Genomic DNA, 19,501 nt, shown 5'->3' with positions numbered 1-19,501 from the left:
TTCAGGGCACGATGGGGCGCAGTTGCGCGTCAGCCATGCCCACCAGCAGCGCACGCCCGTCGGGCTCCACGCGGAACTCGCCGTAGCGGGCCTGCTCCCAGCGCTGGCCATCGCCTTCGCGGAAGTACCAGGCATCGGTCACCAGCGTCCACCGGCCGCCGCGCGGGGTGAGTTCAAAGCGCTGCTCGCCGGGCGCCAGCGGCTCGCTGGCCGTGCCGGTGCGCAGCCACTGCACCACGCCCTGCTCATCGAGCTTGCCGATGGCGTAGAGGCGTCCGCTGCGCAGGTTCTCTTTCTCCACGTCCCTGTCCTCGGAAGGCAGGCGGAAGTTCAGGCGCATGTAGTCGCCCTGCATCAGGGAGCGCGGGTCCACCGGCGCCAGTTCCACGAACACCTTGCGGCCCTGGGCGATGGTGCGTTCCTTCTGCGCAATGCCGATATTGGCCACCGCCAGCGTGCAGGCCGCCGTCAGCACCACCAGCCACGGCGCCCAGCGCTGCAGGGGCGCGGCGCCTGATGCGGCGGCGGTCTCCGCGCTGCCTGGCAGGGATGCGGCGCGCGGCCCTGCCCAGGCCAGCAGGCCCAGCAAGGCGCCGCAGCCGGCCAGCACCATGGCCTTGGTGGCCAATGGCCAGGCCAGCTGGTAGTAGAAGCTGCCCACGATCCAGGCCGCAGCCAGGGCGGCCGCTGCGGCCTGCCGCCAGCGGCCGCTGGTGCCGGTCACCGCCAGCGCCAGCAGGCAGGCGCCCAGCCAGGGCAGGAAGGCACTCAGCACGGCCAGCACCATGGCAGCCACGGCGGCGCGCAGCTGCCGCAGCGTGGGCCATGCGCGCTGGGCGAACCAGGCGGCTGCCAGGGCCAGCACGGCCGAGCCGGCCTGCGTCAGAACGCCCATGGAGATGTTCGGGGCGGCTTCCTGCGCCAGCTCGCCCGCCAGGCCGCCGCCCAGCACGCCGGCCACCATGAAGCTCCTGCCGGACAGAAAGGCCAGGCCGGCCAGCACCGCCAGCAGCCAGCCCGTGGCAAAGGGCTCCAGCGCCGCCGCCATGCGGGTCTGTGCCGCAGACTGCCCCAGCGCGCGCCACTGGGCTGCCAGCAGCAGCATCCAGAGCAGCAGCGCCGCATGCACGATGACCCAGGTCGGCAGGCCTGCGTACAGGGTGGATGGATCGTTGTCCGGCCAGAGCATGGTGCAAAACAGCAGCGCGCAGGCGGCGCCCAGCAGCACGCGCAGCCAGGGCCTTGGAATGGCGGCCGTGCAGGCCAGCGCAATGGCCAGGCCTATCGCGCCCGCAGCCTGCCCCGACAGGTCGCGCGCCAGGCCAAAGCCCAGCAGGCCGGCGCCGGTCAGCATGGCAGGCAGGGCCAGTTGCTCCAGGAAGACGGGCAGTTCCTCGGCGCGCAGCACGGCCACGGCTGCGGCCAGCATCATGGCGCCGATCACATAGGTGCCTGCGCCGCGCTCTATCCAGTCGGACAGGGCAAACGCAAACAGAATCAGCAAGGGAAGAAGGGCCAGCCAGGCGCCCAGCGCCGTGAGCAGCACCACCGCCCAATGGCGGTCGTTGGCGGCAGGGCGGCGGTCCTGCAAGGCGGCAGGCGGCAGGATGCCCTGGTCCACGGCCTGGCGCAGCAGGGTGTCGTGTTCGTGGCTCATTGAAGGCCTCCTTCCGCGTTGCGTGACATTCGAAGCACCAGGCTGACCGTGGCCGCCAGCAGGCACGCAGCGCCCAGGCCCACGAGCAGCAGCATGCCCGTGAAGTCCGCCCCCAGTTTTTCCAGCAGCAGGTAGACCAGGCCGCACACCAGCAGCACGTTCAGGCCCAGCGCCGCACCGCTGAGCAAAAAGATATCGAAATGCCTGCGCAGGCCCGCCAGCGCCGCCGCGCCTGCCAGCAGCACCAGCCCCAGCGGGTACTGCGGCGCCACCGTGCTGTGGAACAGCCCGCTGACGGCGGTGGAGGTGATCATCGCCAGCGCCAGCGCGCCCGCACCGCGCAAGGCCCACAGCCCCGCGCCCGTGAAGCGCCGCAGGGCCGGTGCCATGACCGCGGTGACGGCAAGGGCGGCGCCCAGGGCCACGGCATGCACGCCCAGGTCGCGCGACTCCACCTCCCAGAACTGCGGCGTATGGGCCTGCGCCCACAGCGCAATGCCCGTCATGGCAACCACCACCCAGGGCACCCAGACGCCATCGCTGCGCGCCGCCAGGGCCAGCGGCAGGGTCAGCGCTGCCCACAGCGCAAACAGCTGCCAGGGGTCCGCTCCCGTCTGGTAGGTCTGCCCGAAAAAGGCGAACAGCGCACCCGTGCCCAGCAGCGCCAGCACGGACAGCGGCACGCGCGCCGCCGCGCGCCATGCCGCGCCAAGACACATCACGAGCACGAAGCCCTGCAGCAGGGCAAAGCGCTGCATGCGGCCCATGCTCTCCCAATTGGCGGCAATCCACAGCACGATGCCCAGCCCGCCCAGCGCCGCGCCCAGCAAGGCCACCACGGGCCACAGGCGGGTTCTGAGCGCAGCCGGTTCCTGCTCGAATCCCGCCAGTGCAAACAGCTGCACGGCGGCCTTGCGGTCCAGGCCATGTTGGCGGACAAGGTCATGCAATAGGGGGCGCAGGTTCATGGTGCGGACGTTCCTTGGCTTGAAGAGTCGGATGCCCGACTGTGCCAGAACCTCGCGTGCATGGATGGCGGCGCAGGACGGCATTCCGGCGAGCCGGGGGAGCCGTGGGAAGATCGCGGCCAGAGTCCTGCCATCCTCTTGCCATTGCTCCTTTGCCCAATCCTGCCGACATGCCTTTCCTGCCTGCCCCTTGCCCTGGTGCGCAAACGCACCAGCACCCGCACCCGCACCCACAACCTGCAGGGCAGGCGCGATGAAGCGCGGCGATGCGCTGGACGGGCAGATCGAGTGGCAGCCGGTCACCCGGCCTGCCGCCATCGCGCTGACGGCCTTTGCCGCCTGGATCATCTGGGGCCACTTCTTCAGCCAGGGTCACTGGCTGCTGCTGCTGGACAACGCCAACCTGGCACTGCACGAAGCCGGGCATCCGCTGGTGGCCCTGTTCTCGCAGCATCTCTCGGTCTACGGGGGCACGCTGTTCCAGCTGCTGTTCCCGGCCCTGTTCATGCGCCATTTCCGCAGGCAGGGCCAGCGCACGGGCTGGATCGCCTCGCTGATGTGGCTGGGAGAGAGCCTCATGAACGTGGCCCACTACATGAAGGACGCGCGCGCCCAGGTGCTGCCGCTGGTGGGCGGGGGCGACCATGACTGGACGGAGATCTTCAGCCGCTGGGGCGTGCTCCAGGCCGATGTGCGCATCGGCACGCTGACGGCGCTGCTGGGTCTGTGCCTGGTGCTGTGGGGGCTGCGGCTTGCCGTTGCGGCGCTTCGCTCGCCGCAGGCCTGACCCGCCATCTGATACGGTCGAATCCGCTGCATCTGCTGCTACCGCCGGGGCAGGGCGCTGGGCATAGTCCAGGCAGTCCCCGGCAATTCATGACAAGCCCGCATCAATGGCGCACCGGCCGGGGCGAGGGCCCCGCATGTCAGAACGACCGAAACCGCTTCCCGATGAAACCGCCGCAGCCCCCCGGCCGCGGCCCGCGCCACGCAAGGTGATTCCCATCGCCGATGCCAGCGCGGATTCCCCGCTGTTCGAATCGCGCAGGAAGATCCAGCCGCGCTCCATCACGGGGCGCTTCACCCATTGGCGCTGGGCCATGGTCTGGCTCACGCAGCTGTTCTTCTATGGCATTCCCTGGCTGCAGATCCATGGCCGGCAGGCCCTGCTGTTCGACCTGGAGCAGCGGCGCTTCTACGTCTTCGGCTGGCTGCTGTATCCGCAGGACTTCATCTACCTGGCGGTGCTGCTCATCGTCTCGGCACTGGCGCTGTTCCTGTTCACCACGGTGGCCGGGCGGCTGTGGTGCGGCTTTTCCTGCCCGCAGACGGTCTACACCGAGCTGTTCATGTGGGTGGAGCGCCGGCTGGAGGGCGACCGCAGCGCGCGGCTGCGGCTGGACGGCAGCGGCTGGAGCGCGGAGAAGATCGCGCGGCGCGGTGGCAAGCATGCGCTGTGGCTGCTGATCTCGCTGTGGACGGGGCTGACCTTCGTCGGCTACTTCGTGCCCATCCGCAGCCTGCTGCCCGAGGTGCTGGCGCTGACCGGCGCATGGCAGATCTTCTGGGTGCTGTTCTATGCGCTGGCCACCTACGGCAACGCGGGCTTCCTGCGCGAGCAGGTCTGCAAGCACATGTGCCCCTATGCGCGCTTCCAGAGCGCCATGTTCGACAAGGACACCCTGGTCGTCACCTACGACACCGCGCGCGGCGAATCGCGCGGCCCGCGCCACAAGGGGGTGGACTACCGGGCCCAGGGGCTTGGCGACTGCATCGACTGCACGCTGTGCGTGCAGGTCTGCCCCGTGGGCATCGACATACGCGACGGCCTGCAGTACGAATGCATTGGCTGCGGCCTGTGCATCGACGCCTGCAACAGCGTCATGGACCGCATGCATTACCCGCGCGGGCTGATCCGCCTGTCCACGCAGAACGGCGTGGCCCGGGGCTGGCGCCAGAGCGAGCTGGTGCGCCGCATCTTCCGCCCGCGCGTGCTCATCTACGGCACGGCGCTGGTGGCCATCTCCACGGCCATGGTGGCCAGCCTGGCGCTGCGCACGCCGCTGAAGGTGGACGTGGTGCGCGACCGGGGCACGCTGTCGCGCATCGTGGCCGGCGGCCAGATCGAGAACATCTACCGCGTGCAGATCGGCAATGCCACGGAGCAGGACCAGCACTATGTGCTGTCGGCCTCGGGCATCGAAGGCCTGCGCGTGGCTTCGGAGACCGAGGTGGACGTGGGCGCGGCCCAGGACCGCTGGGTCGTGGTGCGGCTGCAGGCGCCCTATGGCGGGGCCGGCCCTGGCTCGCACGGCGTGGAGATCACGGCCACGGCGGTGGGTGACCCGGCGCTTTCCAAGCAGGCGCACAGCACGTTCCTGGTGCCGCGCTGAAGGGCTGGTTGGATGGATTGATTCAGGAGTACGGCGCAGTTGTTGTGCACGATGCCTGGCCCGCTGCAGCGCGGGCTGGCATCGGTTTTGAGGCCCCGGAAGTTTGTTCCGGGGCCTTTTTTTCCGTCCATCTGGCGCCGAAGGGCGGCCGCCCAGGCGACTCCCGGGCGACACGATCTGGTGTAAATGCTCATAGGGAAATCCGCAGACCCCGCTATGGTGGGCGGCTGTTTTCCGTCCCGCGTATGAACAAGAAACCTGCCTCCCCCGACAACGTCTTTTCCGAGTCCAGCGCCTCCGCATCGCTGGCCGCCTCCACCACCACAGCCGGCACCACCAGCACCACCGGCAGCAGCCCGGCAGCGGCCACGCCCACGCCCTTTCGCTCCGCCCTGATCCGCTCCGGCACCATCCGTGCCACCACGCGCAGCTTCCTGCATGCCCTGGGCCAGGACGACGAAGACATAGAGCGCCCGCACATCGGCGTGTTCCACACGGGCGGGGAGATGAGCCCCTGCAACCTCAACCTGCGCGACCAGGCCCAGCATGCCAAGACCGGCATCTATGCCGGGGGCGGTACGCCGCATGAATGCCCGGTGGTGTCGGTCAGCGACGGGCTGACCATGGCGCATTCGGGCATGCGGTTTTCGCTGGTCTCGCGCGAGCTGATCGCCGACAGCGTGGAGGCCTCGGTGCGCGGCCACCAGTGGGATGGCATCTTCGCCATCGGCGCCTGCGACAAGAACCTGCCGGGCCTGATGATGGGCATGGTGCGCTGCAATGTGCCCAGCGTCTTCGTGCATGGCGGCTCGGCCCTGCCGGGGCAGGCGCCCGGCGTGCACGGGCGCGACCTGAACGTGGTCGATACCTACGAGACCATCGGCCAGGTGCTGGCCGGCACCGCCACGGCGCAGGACCTGGAGGCCATGAGCCGCGCCTGCCTGCCCACGGCCGGCGCCTGCGCAGGCCAGTTCACGGCCAACACCATGGGCATGGTGAGCGAGGCGCTGGGCCTGGCGCCCATCGGCTCCAGCATGGTGCCCGCCGTGTTCAGCGAGCGCGCACCGCTGATGCGCCGCGCCGCCCGCCAGCTCATGCAGGCCGTGTGGGCCAGCGCCGAAGGCGGCGGCCCGCTGCCGCGCGACATCATCACGCGCCGGGCACTGGAGAATGCCTGCGCCGTGGTCAGCGCCACGGGCGGATCGACCAATGCCGCCCTGCACCTGCCGGCCATCGCGCACGAGGCCGGCATCCGCTTCCACCTGGACGACGTGGCCGAGATCTTCGCGCGCACGCCGCTGATCGCCGACCTGCGTCCCGGCGGGCGCTTCCTGGCGCGCGACGTGTACTACATCGGCGGTGCCGGCGTGATCCTGCGCACGCTGATGGAGCAGGGCTTTGTCCACGGCGATGCGCTCACCTTCACGGGCCGCACCCTGGCCGAAGAACTGGCCGATGCCGCGCCGCCCGATGGCGAGGTGGTGCGCACGCCCGGCAATCCCATCACGCGCGACGGTGGCCTGACCGTGCTCAAGGGCAACCTCTGCCCCGATGGCGCGTTGCTGAAGACGGCCGGCCTCAAGGCCCTGGTGCACCGGGGCCCCGCGCGCGTCTTCGAGTCCGAGGAACAGGCCCAGGCCGCCGTGCAGGCCATGCAGTACGCGGCCGGCGACGTCATCGTCATCCGCAACGAAGGCCCGCGCGGCAGCCCCGGCATGCGCGAGATGCTGGGCATCACCGCGCTGCTGTATGGCCAGGGCATGGGCGACAAGGTGGCCCTGCTGACCGATGGGCGCTTCTCTGGTGCCACGCGCGGCCTGTGCATCGGCTACGCAGGCCCCGAGGCGGCCGACAACGGCCCCATTGCCGCGCTGCGCGACGGCGACCTCATCGCCATCGACGCCCGCGCCGATGCGCGCAGCATCACGGTGGAAATCGGCGAGGCCGAACTGGCCGCACGTCTGGAACAATCGGCCGCCGCGCGCCGCCAGATGCCGCCGCTGGGCGGCGTGCTGGAAAAATACGCGCTCACCGTGCGCCCGGCCCACCAGGGCGCGGTCACGCATTCGGGCCAGGTGGTCTGGCTGCGCGACGACAGTTGAAGCCGCCGGGCTGGCACGCATTTCCCCCACTGTTTTTTCAGAGTTTCAATTTCAACCGGAGACATACGCATGAACATCGACCGCCGCCAATGGCTGGGCACCGCTGGAGCGGGTGCGCTGCTGGCCAGCCTGGGCCAGCAGGCCTGGGCGCAGGCCCAGGGCCCCATCGAGACCCTGAACATCATCACCGGCTTCGCGGCCGGAGGCACCTCGGACGCCATCTGCCGCCGCGTGGGCACCAAGCTGTCGGGCTATGCCAAGACCGCCGTGGTGGAGAACCGCACGGGCGCGGGCGGGCAGATCGCCATCAGCTACGTCAAGGGCCGGCCCGCAGACGGCGCCACCTTGCTGCAGACGCCCACGTCCATGCTGTCCATCTACCCGCACATCTACAAAAAGCTGCCCTATGACCCGGTGGCCGACCTGGCGCCGGTCACCGTGGGCTGCATATTCGACTTCGGCTTCGCCGTCGGCCCCGCCGTGCCCGCCAGCGTGACCACGGTGCCCGAATTCTTCGCCTGGGCCAAGGCCAACCCCGCAGGCGCCAACTTCGGCTCGCCCGCTCCCGGCTCCACGCCGCACTTCATCGGCGCCCTGCTGGGCCAGCATGCCGGCGTGGACTTCAAGCACGCCGGCTACCGCGGCACCCAGCCGGCGCTGCTGGACATGCTGGGCGGCAACGTCTCCGCCGTCTGCGGCCCCGTGGGCGACATGCTGCAGCACCTGGCCGGCGGCAAGATGCGCATCCTGGGCGTCAGCGGCGCCAAGCGCAGCCGCTTCGCACCCCAGGTGCCCACGCTGGTGGAGCAGGGCTACAAGGACATGGCGCACAGCGAATGGTTCGCCTTCTTCGTGCCCGCCAAGACCCCCGCCGAGACCGTGCAGCGCCTGAACGGCCACATGCGCAAGGCCCTGGCCACGCCCGACGTGGTGGACAGCCTGGCCACCTTCGGCCTGGACGCCCAATCCTCCACCCCCGCCGAACTGGCCGCGCTGCTGCAGTCCGAACTCGCCAAATGGGGCCCCATCGTCAAGCGCGTGGGATTCACAGCAGAGGGCTAAAAAGACCAAAACGGGCCGAGCGAAGCGAAGGCCCGCCCCATGCCCACTCCCCGTATGTCAGCGCAGGTTGCCCGCAGCGAAGCGGAGGGTCGCGGACATTCGGGGCGCCTTCTTTGATCTGACCTTTCTTGGCGAATCAAGAAAGGGCAGTCGGCCGCCGGGCCGAGACCCGGCCTCAGAAAAATACCACCCGGCAGGGTCAAAAACAGACCCACGTAAACCAAAGCCTCAGAACGGCAACGTCCCCTGCACATACAACGTCCGAGGCATCCCCACATACTTGCCCCCGTTGTTGTCCGTAGACCGCGTGTAGTACCTGCGATCGAACAGATTCTTGACCCCCACGGCCACCCGCAGATTGCTCAGCGACTTGCCAAAGTCATAGCCCGCACGCAGGCCCACGGTCGCAAACCCGGGAATATCACCCAGCCGCCCCGCAGCATCTTCCTGCGTCACATACTGCGTGCCCGACCCCGGAGAGCGCTGCTTCGATTGCGCGGCCAGGTCCGCATTCAGCGTCCACTGCCCCAGCGCATAGCGCGCCCACAGCTGGCCCGTGTGGCGCGAGTACAGCGGCAGGTCGCGCCCCGCGAAATCGCCAGCGCGCGAGACAGCCTCGGTGTAGGTGTAGGACACACCCGCCGTCAGCCCCTTGAGCGCGGCATTCCACTGGCCCAGGTCGTAGCGCAGCGAGGACTCGATGCCGCGGTGGCGCGTGGCGCCCAGGTCGGTCCAGATGCCGTCCACGCCCACGCGGGTCAGCAGCAGTTCCTTGTCGAAGTCGATGTTGAACAGCGTCAGCTCGGCGTTCAGCGCCGGGCTGTTGTAGTGCGTGCCCACCTCATAGGTCTTGGCCGATTCGGGATGCAGGCCGCGCTCGGTCTGGGCCAGCTGCGCGTACTGCTGCGGGCCGAAGGACTTGCCCGCGTTGGCGAACAGCGACCACTGCGCATTCATGCGGTAGAGCACGGACAGCGTGGGCAGGAACTCGCTTGCATCGGCCTTGGGGAACAGCTGGCTGGTGACGGTGCTGCCATCGGCGCCCAGGTTGCTGACGTTGTTGAAGGAGTTGATGCGTTCGTAGCGCACGCCGGGCGTGATGGTCCAGTTGCCGATGTCGATGCGGTCATCGATGTAGAAGGCATGGGCCGTGGTGCCGCCCTGGCTGGTCTGGTAGGGCGTGATCGGCAGGGCCATGGCGTTGGCCATGGTGGCGGGGTTGTAGTAGGCGGTGCGCAGCGCGACCTCGGAACTGCTTTCCTTGAGGTAGCGGTAGCCCACGCTGACTTCCTGCACCACGGAGCCGGTCTCGAACAGGCGCGAGTAGCGCGGCTCGATGCCGAAGTAGTGGTAGCTGCGCGGCGCGGCCGTCAGGCGGCGCTGGTTGGCGTTGTCCTGCTCGATGTAGCTGCCGCGGAACGAGTCCACGTAGTAGCCCAGCACCTCGAAGTTGTTGCGCCCGTCCTTGTGGTTGTACTTGAACGAGGCATCGGTGCGGCGGCCGTCGAAGCTGTCGTAGGAGCGCGTGGACTGGAACGGGTCGGCCGCGTACTGCGCCGTGGTCAGGCCGCCGGGCATGCGGCCTGAGCCCTCGAAGTGGTGCAGCGAGACGGCGATGTCGTCCTGGGCCGAGATGCGGTAGGCGCCCTTGAGCAGGATGTCGTCGATGTCGGTCTTGTCATTGCCTGCGCGCCAGCCGTCGCCATGCGTGCCCGAGTACAGCAGGGCCAGGCCCAGGCCGGATTCGTTGGTGCCGCCCACGAACAGGCTGGGCGTGGTCTTGGCATTGCCGCCGTGGCTGTAGATCTCGGTGCCCACCGAGGCCTCTGCGGCAAAGGTCTTGGGAATGGCGCGCGTGACGAAGTTGATGATGCCGCCCACGTTCTGGGGGCCGTAGCGCACCGAGCCCGCGCCGCGGATCACATCCACCGACTCCAGGTTGCCCAGCGACACGGGCGCCAGCGACAGCTGGGGCTGGCCGTAGGGCGCGTAGGAGACGGGCACGCCGTCCATCAGCACATACGAGCGCGGCGACAGGCGCGCCGTCAGGCCGCGCACGCCGATGTTCAGAGACACGTCGCTGCCGCCCGTGCCGTTGCTGTCCTGCACCTGCACGCCGGGCACCAGGCGCAGCACGTCGCGCAGGCTGGAGGAGCCGGTTTCCTCGATGCGCGCCCGTTCGACGATGGTGCGCGCGCCGGCATGGTCCAGCACCTTTTCCTCGGTGGGGTTGTCCAGCCAGTTGCCCGTGACGGTGATGGCGGACAGGCCGGCCTCGGGTGCGGTGGTGGTGGGGGATGGCGCCTGTGCCGACGCCTGCAGCGACAGCAGGGCGGCGGCGACAGCGGCCGCGCAGCGTGTGAGCCTGGCGCAGTGATTGCTGGAAACCATGGAAAACTTCCTTTGTGCCTCTGGGATTGGTGCAGCGCTGAAGGGTCGGCTGGCAGGCTGCAGGACGCGTGGCGGCGGGCGAGGCGGAAGCAGGAGACAAGGACCGGTCAGCATGCATGGCGGCGATGCCGGTTCGGGGTGCGAGTCTAAATGAGAATCATCCAGCTTGCACCAGGCTGACAGCAGCTGTGCCGGGCCGCGTTGCCCGGGCGCTACAGCGCAGCAGGTGCTGCCAGCGCAGCGGGCGCTTACCTTGCTGCTTTTGCTGTTGGACGGGGCTGCATTGCGCGGGCCAGTTCGCCCAGCGTGGCCAGGGCCTGCCCGGTCTCGTCGCTCCAGTCATGGCCGTAGTTCAGCCGCAGGCAGTGGCCGAAGGCCTGCGAGGCCGAGAAGATCGGCCCCGGCGCCACGCTGATGCCGCGCGCCAGCGCCGCGCGGTGCAGGGCCAGCGCATTGCAGTACGGCGGCAGCTCTATCCACATGAAGTAGCCGCCCTCGGGCCGCGTGGCCCGCGTGCCTTGTGGAAAGTGGCGGGCAATGGCCGATGCCATGTGGTCCCGCTGCAGGGCCAGGCTCTGGCGCAGGCGGCGCAAGTGGCGGTCGGCGCCGCCGCTTTCCAGGTAGTCGGCCAGCGCCTGCTGGGTGGGCGCATTCGTGGCCAGCGTGGTGGTGAGCTTTTGCCGGGCCACGGCGCGCGTGAAGCGCCCCGGCGCGGCCCAGCCCGTGCGCCAGCCCGGCGCCAGCCATTTGGAGAACGAGCTGCAGTGCAGCACCCAGCCTTCGGTGTCGAAGGTCTTGGCCGGCGGCGGGCGGCGCTCGCCGAAGTACAGCTCGCCGTACACATCGTCCTCGATCAGCGGCACGCGGTGGCGCGTGACCAGCTCCACCAGTGCGCGTTTGCGCGCCTCTGGCATGAGGCTGCCCAGCGGGTTCTGAAAGCAGGTCATCAGCCAGATGGCCTGGGGCCTGTGGCGCTGCAGTGCTGCCTCCAGCGCGTTCAGGTCCATGCCCTCGCCCGGATGGGTGGGCACCTCGATGGCCGACAGGCCCATGCGCTCCAGCGCCTGCAGCGCGCCATAGAAGCAGGGCGATTCGATGACCACGGCGCCGCCGGGCCGCGTGACGGCGGCCAGGCACAGGTTCAGAGCCTCCAGCGCGCCGTTGGTGATGACCAGGTCGGCCGGCGTCAGCGCCAGGCCGTCGGCTAGGTAGCGGCGTGCGATCTGGCGGCGCAGCGCCAGGCTGCCGGGCGTGAGGTCGTCGATGGCGCTGCGCGGGTCGGCCTCGCGTGCGGCATGCGCCAGGCACTGGCCCAGGCGGCGCAGCGGGAACAGGCCCGGCGAGGGAAAGGCCGAGCCCAGGGGCACGACATCGCGGTCCATGGCCGACTCCAGCACCTCGAACACGCGCTCGCTCACATCGACCACGGCAAAGCTGTCGCCCTCGGGCGAAGACGGCTCGGTGGGCTCGGGCGGCGCGCTGCGCGGGCGCTGGGCCACGAAGTAGCCCGATCGCTCGCGCGCGCGCACCAGGCCGCGCGCCTCCAGCAGGTAGTAAGCCTGGAAGACGGTGGAGGCGCTGACGCCGCGCCGCTCGCTGGTCTGACGCACCGAGGGCAGCTTGTCACCTGGGCACAGAACGCCTGCGGTGATGGATGCCTCGATATCGTCGGCCAGCTCCTGGTAGCGCGTCATGGCGGCGTGCGTGCTTGGGTGCGGGCGCCGCTTCAGCCTTGCTCGGCCAGCAGTTCCTGCAGCGCCTTGATCTGCTGGCGCAGGCGCTCGTTCTCGGCTTCGAGTTCGTTCACGCGTTGCTGCAGTTCCTCGGGCGAGGCGGTCACGGCCGCGCCTTCGCCGTCGGCCGCTTCGGCTTCGGGTTTGGCGGCCTTGGGCTTTTTCTTGGCATCGCGCACGCGCTTGGCGGCCTGCTTGAGTTCGTCGGCGCCTGCGGCGGCCACGGCCTGCTGCTCGTCCACGGGCAGGCTGGCGACCACGGCGGCGGTGCTCAGCGAGATGTCGCCCGAGCGCACGGCGGCCACCACTTCGGGCGCGGCCTTTTGCTGGATGGTCTCGATCAGCTTGACCTGGCTGCTGGACAGGCGGGCCACGCGGGCCAGGGCTTCGCGCGTGTCCAGGGCCTCGTCGGGCACCTTGGCCACGCTGGCCAGGGCGGCGGCGACCACGGGGTCGGTCTCGCCTTCCCAGGGGGCTTCACCCTCGGCCTGGGGCGCATCGGCCTTGGCGGCCATCACGGCAGCGGCGGCGGCCGAGCGGCGTGTGGCAATGATCTCGCGCTTGCGCAGCGCCAGCACGCCGCGCTGGAAGTCGGACACGCTGCGGCGGCCCAGGTGCTGGTCGATCATCCACAGGTGCACGTCGTCCATGTTCTTGAACTGCGTGGCCTGCACGGTGTTGAAGGGCAGGCCGTGCTTTTGGCAGATGGCGTAGCGGTTGTGGCCGTCGATGAGCAGGTCGTTCCAGAGCACGAGCGCGTCGCGGCAGCCTTCGGCCACGATGCTGCGCTCCAGCGCGTCGAGTTCATCGGGGGTCAGCGGGTCGATGTAGGCCTTGAGTTCTTCGTTGACGACGATGTCCATGGCAGTGCAGAAATGAGGAATGAAAGGAACGGCGGCCGCTCCGGGCCATTGCAGCAATGGCCCTGGACAGCCGCCAGGAAAAAATCACGGGCAAGGAGGGCAGGGCGGCCTGCGCCCCGGCTTCACAGCAGGCGCGAGATCAGCGCACCCTCGGCCGGCGCATCCAGCGGAATGCGCACGCGGATTGGGTTGCCCTGGGCGACCTGCACGGGTTCGCCGTCGAGGTTGAACATCTTCTCCAGCAGCACCTGGCGGTTGCCCTGCGGGTGGATGATCTCCAGCGTATCGCCCACCGAGAAGCGGTTCTTGGTCTCCACCTCGGCCATGCCGTCGGCATAGCTGCGCACCTCGCCCACGAAGTGGCTGCGCTGCAGCACCGAGTGGCCGGTCTCGTAGTTCTGGTAGTCCTGCGAGGGACGGCGCTCCAGCAGGCCGCCCGTGTAGCCGCGGTTGGCCAGGCCTTCGAGCTCGGTGATCAGGTGCGGGTTGAAGGGGCGACCAGCCACGGCATCGTCGATGGCGCGGCGGTAGACCTGGGCCGTGCGGGCCACGTAGTACAGGCTCTTGGTGCGGCCCTCGATCTTGAGCGAGTCCACGCCGATCTTCACCAGGCGCTCCACATGCTCCACGGCGCGCAGGTCCTTGGAGTTCATGATGTAGGTGCCGTGCTCGTCTTCCATGATGGGCATCAGCTCGCCGGGGCGGCCCTTTTCCTCCAGCAGGTAGACCTGCTCGGCCTTGGGGTGGCGTGCGCCGTCGCCGCAGGTGCTGGTGAACTGGCTGTCGGCTTCCTCGCGGGCCTTCTCGAAGCTGAAGTCCTGCTCCATGGTCTGGGCCAGGGCCTCGCCGGTATTGGGATCCACCGCCGCGTCATGCGTCTTGTAGTCCCAGCGGCAGGCATTGGTGCAGGTGCCCTGGTTGGGATCGCGCCGGTTGAAGTAGCCCGACAGCAGGCAGCGGCCCGAGTAGGCGATGCACAGCGCGCCGTGCACGAAGACCTCGATCTCCATGTCCGGGCATTCCTGCCGGATCTTCTCGATCTCGTCCAGCGACAGCTCGCGCGACAGGATGATGCGCGAGACGCCGGCCTTCTGCCAGAACTTCACCGTGGCCCAGTTGGTGGTGTTGGCCTGCACCGAGAGATGGACCTCGGTCTCGGGCCACTTTTCCTTGACCATCATGATCAGGCCGGGGTCGGCCATGATCAGCGCGTCGGGCTTGCACTCGATCACGGGCTCGATGTCGCGGATATAGGTGCGCACCTTGTCGTTGTGGGCGATCAGGTTGCTGGTGACGAAGAATTTCTTGCCCCGCGCATGCGCCTCGGAGATGCCCTGGGCGATCTGTTCGAGGCGGAATTCGTTGTTGCGTGCGCGCAGGCTGTAGCGGGGTTGCCCGGCGTAGATGGCGTCGGCGCCAAAGTCGTAGGCCGCACGCATCTTGTCGAGCGAGCCGGCCGGCAGCAGCAGTTCGGGGGCTTTGAGGGTCATGATCCCCGTATTGTCCCGCATCGCGCTTTCCAACACGGTTCGCTATGGCTCCGCCAGGCCCAGTCCCTTCAGATGCACCAGCAACTGCCTTGCATGGGCGGGCAACTGGTCTTCCCGGGCCGTGCACAGCAGCAGCTGGCGCCGGGCCCAGGCATCGCTCAAGGGCACGGCGCGGGCGCCACTGGCCGGGGCCAGGCGCTGCGCGGCGGCGGCGGGCATGACGGCCACGCCCACGCCCTGGCCCACCAGCTGGCAGATGCTATCCAGGTGCTGCAGCTGGGCGCGCCAGCGCAACTGCCCTCCCGACGGCCCTTCCAGCAAGGCGGCCTGCTGGCGCACCAGCACCTGCAGGGCGGCATCGTGCGGCAGGCCTACCCAGTCTTCGGTCAGCAGGTCCTGCAAGGCCAGCCGCTTGCGCCGGGCCAGGCGGTGGGCGCGCGGCAGCACGGCCACCAGCGGGTCGGGGCGCCAGGGCGTGGCCTGCAGGCCGCGCAGGTCCTGGGCATCGCTGGCCACGCCGATGTCGCACAGGCCCTGGCGCAGCCGGTCCAGCACTTCGGCGCTGCGGCATTCCTGCAGCTCCAGCGCCACGCGCGGATGGCCGCGCAGGAATCCGGCCACGGCCACCGGCAGGTGCTCGCTCACGGCCGAGGTGTTGCCGCATACGCGCACATGCCCGGCCAGGCCCGCGCCGTACTCGGCCATGTCGCCGCGCAGGCGTTGCATCCGGGCCAGAACGTCACGCGCATGCTGGCCCAGCGTGTGGCCGGCCGCCGTGGGCCGCACGCCGCGCGCCTGGCGCGCGAGCAGGGCGCAGCCCAGTTGCGCCTCCATGCCGCGCACGCGCTCGCTGGCCGAGGCCAGGGTCATGTGCGCGCGCCCGGCCGCCGCCGTGAGCGTGCCGCAGTCGAGGATATGGACGAACAGCTGCAGGTCGGTGAGGTCGAATCGCATGGACTGTGGTGCTGAAGGATCAGGCCATGCCTGAGCCTTGGTTTGAAGATTCCCGATTGTGATCCCTTTGTTGGTGCACGAGCATGGTGCCATGAGGTTCAGGAAGGGCCTGAGCCAGGTCAGTGAAAGTGCAGGGTGGCCGTGATGTGGGATGCGTGGTGGGTGATGGCGGCGGCGGTAGCCGTGTTCGGGCTGGCCGGTGTCGTCAAGGGAGTGGTGGGCCTGGGCCTGCCCACGGTGTCCATGGCGCTGCTGGCGCTGTTCATGCCGGCCGGGCAGGCGGCGGCCTGGCTGCTGCTGCCGTCCCTGGTGACCAATGTGGTGCAGATGCGGCCCCTGCCATCGCTGCGGCCTCTGCTGCGGCGCCTGGGCTGGATGCAGCTGGGCATTGTCGCGGGCACGGTGGGCGGCATGCTGTGGTGGGGCCCGGTGGGCGAGGCCGCCGTGGCGCGCACGGCGCTGGGCGTGGCCCTGGTTATTTATGCCCTGTGGGGCCTGTGGGGGCCAGGCCTGCAGGTGCCGCAGAGGCATCAGGCCTGGCTGGGTCTGTTGTGTGGTCTGTTGACGGGCGGGATCACGGCGTTGACCGGCGTGTTCGTGGTGCCGGCCGTGGCCTTTTTGCAATCGCTGGCGCTGGGCCGGCAGGCGCTGATGCAGGCCATGGGCCTGTGCTTCACGGTGTCCACGCTGGCGCTGGGCGCGGGCATGGCGCTGGCGCAGGGGCCGGGCCATGCCGCTTCGTCCTGGACGGGCTGGGGGGCCACGGCCCTGGTTTCCGCACTGATGCTGCTGCCCGCCCTGGCCGGCATGGCCTGGGGCGAGCGGCTGCGCCAGTCGCTGTCGCCCCAGGTTTTCAAGCGCGTGCTGATGCTGGGCCTGCTGGCCCTGGGCATCTACATGTGCGCCAGGGGCTAGCCCCGGGCGTTCAGGCGCGGAACACCTTCACGGGGCTGCCGCGCTCCACCTCCCAGTGCTGCTGGCTGCGCGTGCGCCGGGCCTGGCCCTCGCCCTGCGCGTTGAGGCGCGCCAGCTTCAGGGCCAGCAGCTCGCGCGCCAGCCGCTTGTTGGCGTGCTGGCTGCGCTCGCTCATGACCTTCACCGAGATCCCGCTGGGCACATGCAGGGCATGGACGGCGGAGTCCGTGGTGTTGACATGCTGGCCACCCTTGCCCGAGGCCTTGCAGGCCTGGAAGACGATTTCGCCATCTGCCGGCAATTGCCGGGGCGGCTCGCACTTCTGCACGGCAACAAACCAGTTCCTGCGCGGGTGGTGGGGCCGCAGGGGACTGTCGAAGACCCACTGGATGGTGCCCAGCCAGGCGCCCAGCGTGCCGTGAAGCAGGCCGGTGTCGCCCTCGCAGCGCAGCAGCACGGACTTGTAGCCGGCCGGCGTGGGCGTTTCCTCCAGCACGTCCACTGCGATGCCGCTGGCGGCGCAGTCGCGCAGCAGCTCGCGCAGGGTCAGGCGCACGGCATGCTCGCACTCGGCGGGGCCGTGGGATGCGGTCAGCTGGATCAGCAGCATTGCATGGCTCCCTTCTTGTAGGTCAGCAGGGGGCGCAGCCTCGCCACCAGTTGCACCAGGCCTGCTTGCTGCAGGCTGGCGACGACGGAGTCCACGTCCTTGTAGGCCTGGGGGGCCTCCTCGTAGACCAGTTCGCGGTCGGCGCAGACCACGGCGCTGCCGAATTGGGTACGCAGCAGTTCGTCCAGCGTGAAGCGCGGGCGCAGGCGGCCCATGCAATCGGTGCGTGCCCACTTGCGGCCCGCGCCGTGCGCCAGCGAGTGCAGTGCCTCGTCACGCCCGGCCACGGGCCGCACAAGGTAGCTGTAGTCGCCGCGCGAACCCGGGATCACCACCAGGCCCTGGTCGGCTGGCGTGGCGCCCTTGCGGTGCAAAAAGCCATCCTCGCCGCGCCAGTGGTGGGCGATCACGTGGTTGTGGGTGATGTCCAGCAGTGCCTGGCCGCGCGTGCGCAGGACGCGCAGCAGGCGTGCCGCAATGCTGGCGCGGTTGAGCTGGGCGAAGGCGATGGCGGCCGCGTGCTGGCGCAGGTACTGCGTGGCGGCATCGCTGCTGGCGGCCAGGCCGTCGTGGCTGAAGGCTTCCACATGGGCGCGCAGGATGGCGCCGCCCAGCCCGCGCGAGCCGCTGTGCACCATGAGGTGCACGCGTTTCCTGTCGAGCGCGCCGTCCTCGTACAGCGTGTCCACCACCTGCAGTTCGGCAAAGTGGTTGCCGCCGCCAATGGTGCCCAGGCTGTCCTGCAGATACGCCAGGTCGGCCACGCCGCTGGCCTGGGCGATGTGCTCCAGCTGCTGCATGTCCACGGCGTCCAGCAGTTCCTGGGGCAGGGGGCCGTCGATGTTGCCCACCGCCTTTTCCAGCTTGGGGGCCGAGGTCTTGTGCGCCGCCAGCTCCGTGCTGTACAGCGACATGCCGCAGCCGATGTCGCCGCCGACCAGGGCCGGGTAGAAGCGGCCCACGGAAAAGAAGGCCGCCCCTACCGGGTAGCCCCGGCCCGGGTGCAGGTCGGGCAGGCCCACGGCGGCGCGCATGCCGGCCAGGTTGCGGGCCGTTGTTTGAAGTTGTTGGATGGCGGCGTCTTCAATCCAGACGCCGCGGTTGGCGAACACCTGAAGATGGATGTCCGAAAGGGAATTGCCCATGAATGGCTTTCGATCGAGTGCTTGGGGCACATTCCGGCAGATGCGGAATGCGCAATGGGCAGTCGCCGCAAGCTCGATGGACAGGCATCAGGAAAAGCGCACGCGCAGCCGAAAGCCGGGCCTCTTGCGGGGCCGGGAATCAGGTCTGCAGCGTGGCCTGGAGGCGCTAGGGCTTCAAGCGTGCACGACTGCAAAGGGACGTGTCGAATGGGACATGGGTTCTCTCCTTTGCGATGGTGGACGGGTGCCGCGAATGCGGCAAAGACGGGGATGCTAGGGACAAGCGGCCGGTGCCGCAAGCGAAGTCGCAGGCGCGTGGCGGATTGCATACAACGCAAGATGGAAAAAGCCCCGCAGGCAGGTACCGGCGGGGCTTTTTGATGAAGGGCCTGTGCCCGTTCAGTCCTGCGGGCGGAATCCGATGACCAGGTCCGAAGGCACGCGGCCATCGATGTCGCGCGGCAGCGTCTCGGTCTTTTGCAGCGCGCGGATGACGGCGTCGTCCCAGGCCTTGTTGCCGCTGGACTTGGCAATGGTGGCGCCGGTGATGGTTCCATCGGGCGCGGTGCGCACGCGCACCTCGGCCCGCGGATTGCCGCTGATGGCGTCCGGGTAGACGATGTTGGGCTTGACGCGCGCGGCCACCTTGGCACCATAGCCGGCCGAGGGGCCTCCGGCCGAGCTGCCCGAGCCACCGCTCTTGCTGCCGCCTGCGCCTTCGCCGGCCGAGCCGCCGCTGCCGGCCAGGCCCTGCATGCGGCGGATGTTCTCCAGGCGGCGTGCCTCGGCTTCCTTGGCCTCGCGGGCTTCCTTGGCGGCCTGTTCCTTCTTGCGCTTGTCCTCGGCGGCCTTCTTCTCGGCTTCGGCCTTGGCGGCCTTTTCCTTGTCGGCTTTCTCGGCTTTCTCGCGCTCGGCCTTGTCCTTGGCGGCTTTTTCCTTGTCCGCCTTTTCCTTTTCGGCCTTGTCCTTCTTTTGCTGCTCCAGGCGGTCCTTGCGGTCCTGCTCGGCCTTGTCCTTTTTCTGCTGCTCGAGCTTGTCGCGGCGGTCCTTCTCGGCTCTTTCCGCCTTCTCGCGCTCGGCCTTGTCCTTGGCCGCCTTGTCGGCCTTTTCCTTGTCCAGGCGCTCCTGGCGTTCCTTTTCGCGCTGCTCACGGGCGGCCTGTTCGGCGCGCTCCTTCTTTTGCTGCTCGATCTTGCGCTTCTTCTCCAGCGCGATCTC

The 19,501-nt window shown here is 69.2% G+C and carries 15 protein-coding genes; 5 read left to right on the top strand and 10 right to left on the bottom strand.

Annotation, left to right across the window (positions count from 1 at the left end; all coding sequences use genetic code 11):
- Window position 1 precedes the first annotated feature (1 nt).
- Both INR38_RS23515 and INR38_RS23510 read right to left on the bottom strand, forming a co-directional pair.
- Complete coding sequence (locus INR38_RS23515) at window positions 2–1,657, bottom strand: GDYXXLXY domain-containing protein (RefSeq protein WP_207443569.1); 1,656 nt, start codon at window positions 1,655–1,657, stop codon at window positions 2–4.
- Window positions 1,654–2,625 carry a DUF2157 domain-containing protein gene (locus INR38_RS23510; RefSeq protein WP_141829246.1) on the bottom strand — a complete coding sequence of 324 codons (972 nt, stop codon included), beginning with the start codon at window positions 2,623–2,625 and terminating at the stop codon, window positions 1,654–1,656. The genes INR38_RS23515 and INR38_RS23510 overlap by 4 nt, the downstream gene beginning before the upstream one ends.
- A 253-nt stretch (window positions 2,626–2,878) precedes the next feature.
- Here INR38_RS23510 and INR38_RS23505 point away from each other — a divergent pair, with 253 nt between their 5' ends.
- The 4 genes from INR38_RS23505 to INR38_RS23490 all read left to right on the top strand — a co-directional run bounded on the left by INR38_RS23505 (window position 2,879) and on the right by INR38_RS23490 (window position 8,182).
- Entirely contained in the window at window positions 2,879–3,412 is a 534-nt protein-coding gene (locus tag INR38_RS23505; protein WP_207443570.1) for a hypothetical protein, read from the top strand.
- Window positions 3,413–3,548: 136 nt separating this feature from the next.
- Window positions 3,549–5,018, top strand: a complete 1,470-nt coding sequence (gene ccoG, locus INR38_RS23500; RefSeq protein WP_207443571.1) for a cytochrome c oxidase accessory protein CcoG — start codon at window positions 3,549–3,551, stop codon at window positions 5,016–5,018.
- A 245-nt stretch (window positions 5,019–5,263) separates the two neighbouring features.
- Window positions 5,264–7,120, top strand: coding sequence for a dihydroxy-acid dehydratase (gene ilvD / locus INR38_RS23495; protein WP_207443572.1), 1,857 nt, complete (start codon window positions 5,264–5,266; stop codon window positions 7,118–7,120).
- Window positions 7,121–7,189: 69 nt separating this feature from the next.
- Window positions 7,190–8,182, top strand: coding sequence for a Bug family tripartite tricarboxylate transporter substrate binding protein (locus INR38_RS23490; protein ID WP_012204371.1), 993 nt, complete (start codon window positions 7,190–7,192; stop codon window positions 8,180–8,182).
- Between the two features lie 228 nt (window positions 8,183–8,410).
- Here the strand turns inward: INR38_RS23490 and INR38_RS23485 are convergent, their stop codons facing one another.
- From INR38_RS23485 to INR38_RS23465, 5 genes are all read right to left on the bottom strand, one after another.
- On the bottom strand, window positions 8,411–10,573 hold the full coding sequence (locus INR38_RS23485) for a TonB-dependent siderophore receptor (RefSeq protein WP_207443573.1): 2,163 nt from the start codon (window positions 10,571–10,573) through the stop codon (window positions 8,411–8,413).
- A 248-nt stretch (window positions 10,574–10,821) separates the two neighbouring features.
- Window positions 10,822–12,267: a PLP-dependent aminotransferase family protein gene (locus INR38_RS23480; protein WP_012204373.1), complete on the bottom strand. Its 1,446-nt coding sequence runs from the start codon at window positions 12,265–12,267 to the stop codon at window positions 10,822–10,824.
- 32 nt (window positions 12,268–12,299) lie between these two features.
- Complete coding sequence (locus tag INR38_RS23475) at window positions 12,300–13,169, bottom strand: hypothetical protein (protein WP_012204374.1); 870 nt, start codon at window positions 13,167–13,169, stop codon at window positions 12,300–12,302.
- 122 nt (window positions 13,170–13,291) lie between these two features.
- Window positions 13,292–14,680, bottom strand: a complete 1,389-nt coding sequence (gene yegQ / locus INR38_RS23470) for a tRNA 5-hydroxyuridine modification protein YegQ (protein ID WP_012204375.1) — start codon at window positions 14,678–14,680, stop codon at window positions 13,292–13,294.
- Window positions 14,681–14,701: 21 nt separating this feature from the next.
- On the bottom strand, window positions 14,702–15,613 hold the full coding sequence (locus tag INR38_RS23465; RefSeq protein ID WP_207443574.1) for a LysR family transcriptional regulator: 912 nt from the start codon (window positions 15,611–15,613) through the stop codon (window positions 14,702–14,704).
- A 144-nt stretch (window positions 15,614–15,757) separates the two neighbouring features.
- Between INR38_RS23465 and INR38_RS23460 the strand changes: the two genes are divergently transcribed.
- Window positions 15,758–16,528, top strand: a complete 771-nt coding sequence (locus INR38_RS23460; protein ID WP_207443579.1) for a sulfite exporter TauE/SafE family protein — start codon at window positions 15,758–15,760, stop codon at window positions 16,526–16,528.
- Window positions 16,529–16,538: 10 nt separating this feature from the next.
- On the opposite strand, the gene prfH is transcribed toward INR38_RS23460, so the two are convergent.
- The 3 genes from prfH to tolA form a co-directional block, all read right to left on the bottom strand.
- On the bottom strand, window positions 16,539–17,138 hold the full coding sequence (prfH, locus tag INR38_RS23455; RefSeq protein WP_012204378.1) for a peptide chain release factor H: 600 nt from the start codon (window positions 17,136–17,138) through the stop codon (window positions 16,539–16,541).
- The gene (locus tag INR38_RS23450) at window positions 17,129–18,283 is read right to left on the bottom strand and encodes an RNA ligase RtcB family protein (RefSeq protein WP_207443575.1); all 1,155 of its coding nucleotides are present in this window, start codon (window positions 18,281–18,283) and stop codon (window positions 17,129–17,131) included. The genes prfH and INR38_RS23450 overlap by 10 nt, the downstream gene beginning before the upstream one ends.
- A gap of 399 nt (window positions 18,284–18,682) precedes the next feature.
- A partial coding sequence (gene tolA, locus INR38_RS23445; RefSeq protein WP_207475999.1) for a cell envelope integrity protein TolA occupies window positions 18,683–19,501 on the bottom strand: 819 nt, incomplete at its 5' end.

Origin of the sequence: Delftia sp. SD018 (genome assembly GCF_017355445.1) — a bacterium.
Taxonomy (GTDB): Bacteria; Pseudomonadota; Gammaproteobacteria; order Burkholderiales; family Burkholderiaceae_C; genus Comamonas; species Comamonas acidovorans.
The sequence above is the reverse complement of the archived record's forward strand: the minus strand, read 5'-3'. Positions and strand labels throughout refer to the sequence as shown.

Bases quoted from the DNA above. Each gene is read 5' to 3' on its own strand.
- INR38_RS23515 (WP_207443569.1), bottom strand. From the start codon at position 1,657: ATGAGCCACGAACACGACACCCTGCTGCGCCAGGCCGTGGACCAGGGC.
- INR38_RS23510 (WP_141829246.1), bottom strand. From the start codon at position 2,625: ATGAACCTGCGCCCCCTATTGCATGACCTTGTCCGCCAACATGGCCTG.
- INR38_RS23505 (WP_207443570.1), top strand. From the start codon at position 2,879: ATGAAGCGCGGCGATGCGCTGGACGGGCAGATCGAGTGGCAGCCGGTC.
- ccoG (WP_207443571.1), top strand. From the start codon at position 3,549: ATGTCAGAACGACCGAAACCGCTTCCCGATGAAACCGCCGCAGCCCCC.
- ilvD (WP_207443572.1), top strand. From the start codon at position 5,264: ATGAACAAGAAACCTGCCTCCCCCGACAACGTCTTTTCCGAGTCCAGC.
- INR38_RS23490 (WP_012204371.1), top strand. From the start codon at position 7,190: ATGAACATCGACCGCCGCCAATGGCTGGGCACCGCTGGAGCGGGTGCG.
- INR38_RS23485 (WP_207443573.1), bottom strand. From the start codon at position 10,573: ATGGTTTCCAGCAATCACTGCGCCAGGCTCACACGCTGCGCGGCCGCT.
- INR38_RS23480 (WP_012204373.1), bottom strand. From the start codon at position 12,267: ATGACGCGCTACCAGGAGCTGGCCGACGATATCGAGGCATCCATCACC.
- INR38_RS23475 (WP_012204374.1), bottom strand. From the start codon at position 13,169: ATGGACATCGTCGTCAACGAAGAACTCAAGGCCTACATCGACCCGCTG.
- yegQ (WP_012204375.1), bottom strand. From the start codon at position 14,680: ATGCGGGACAATACGGGGATCATGACCCTCAAAGCCCCCGAACTGCTG.
- INR38_RS23465 (WP_207443574.1), bottom strand. From the start codon at position 15,613: ATGCGATTCGACCTCACCGACCTGCAGCTGTTCGTCCATATCCTCGAC.
- INR38_RS23460 (WP_207443579.1), top strand. From the start codon at position 15,758: ATGTGGGATGCGTGGTGGGTGATGGCGGCGGCGGTAGCCGTGTTCGGG.
- prfH (WP_012204378.1), bottom strand. From the start codon at position 17,138: ATGCTGCTGATCCAGCTGACCGCATCCCACGGCCCCGCCGAGTGCGAG.
- INR38_RS23450 (WP_207443575.1), bottom strand. From the start codon at position 18,283: ATGGGCAATTCCCTTTCGGACATCCATCTTCAGGTGTTCGCCAACCGC.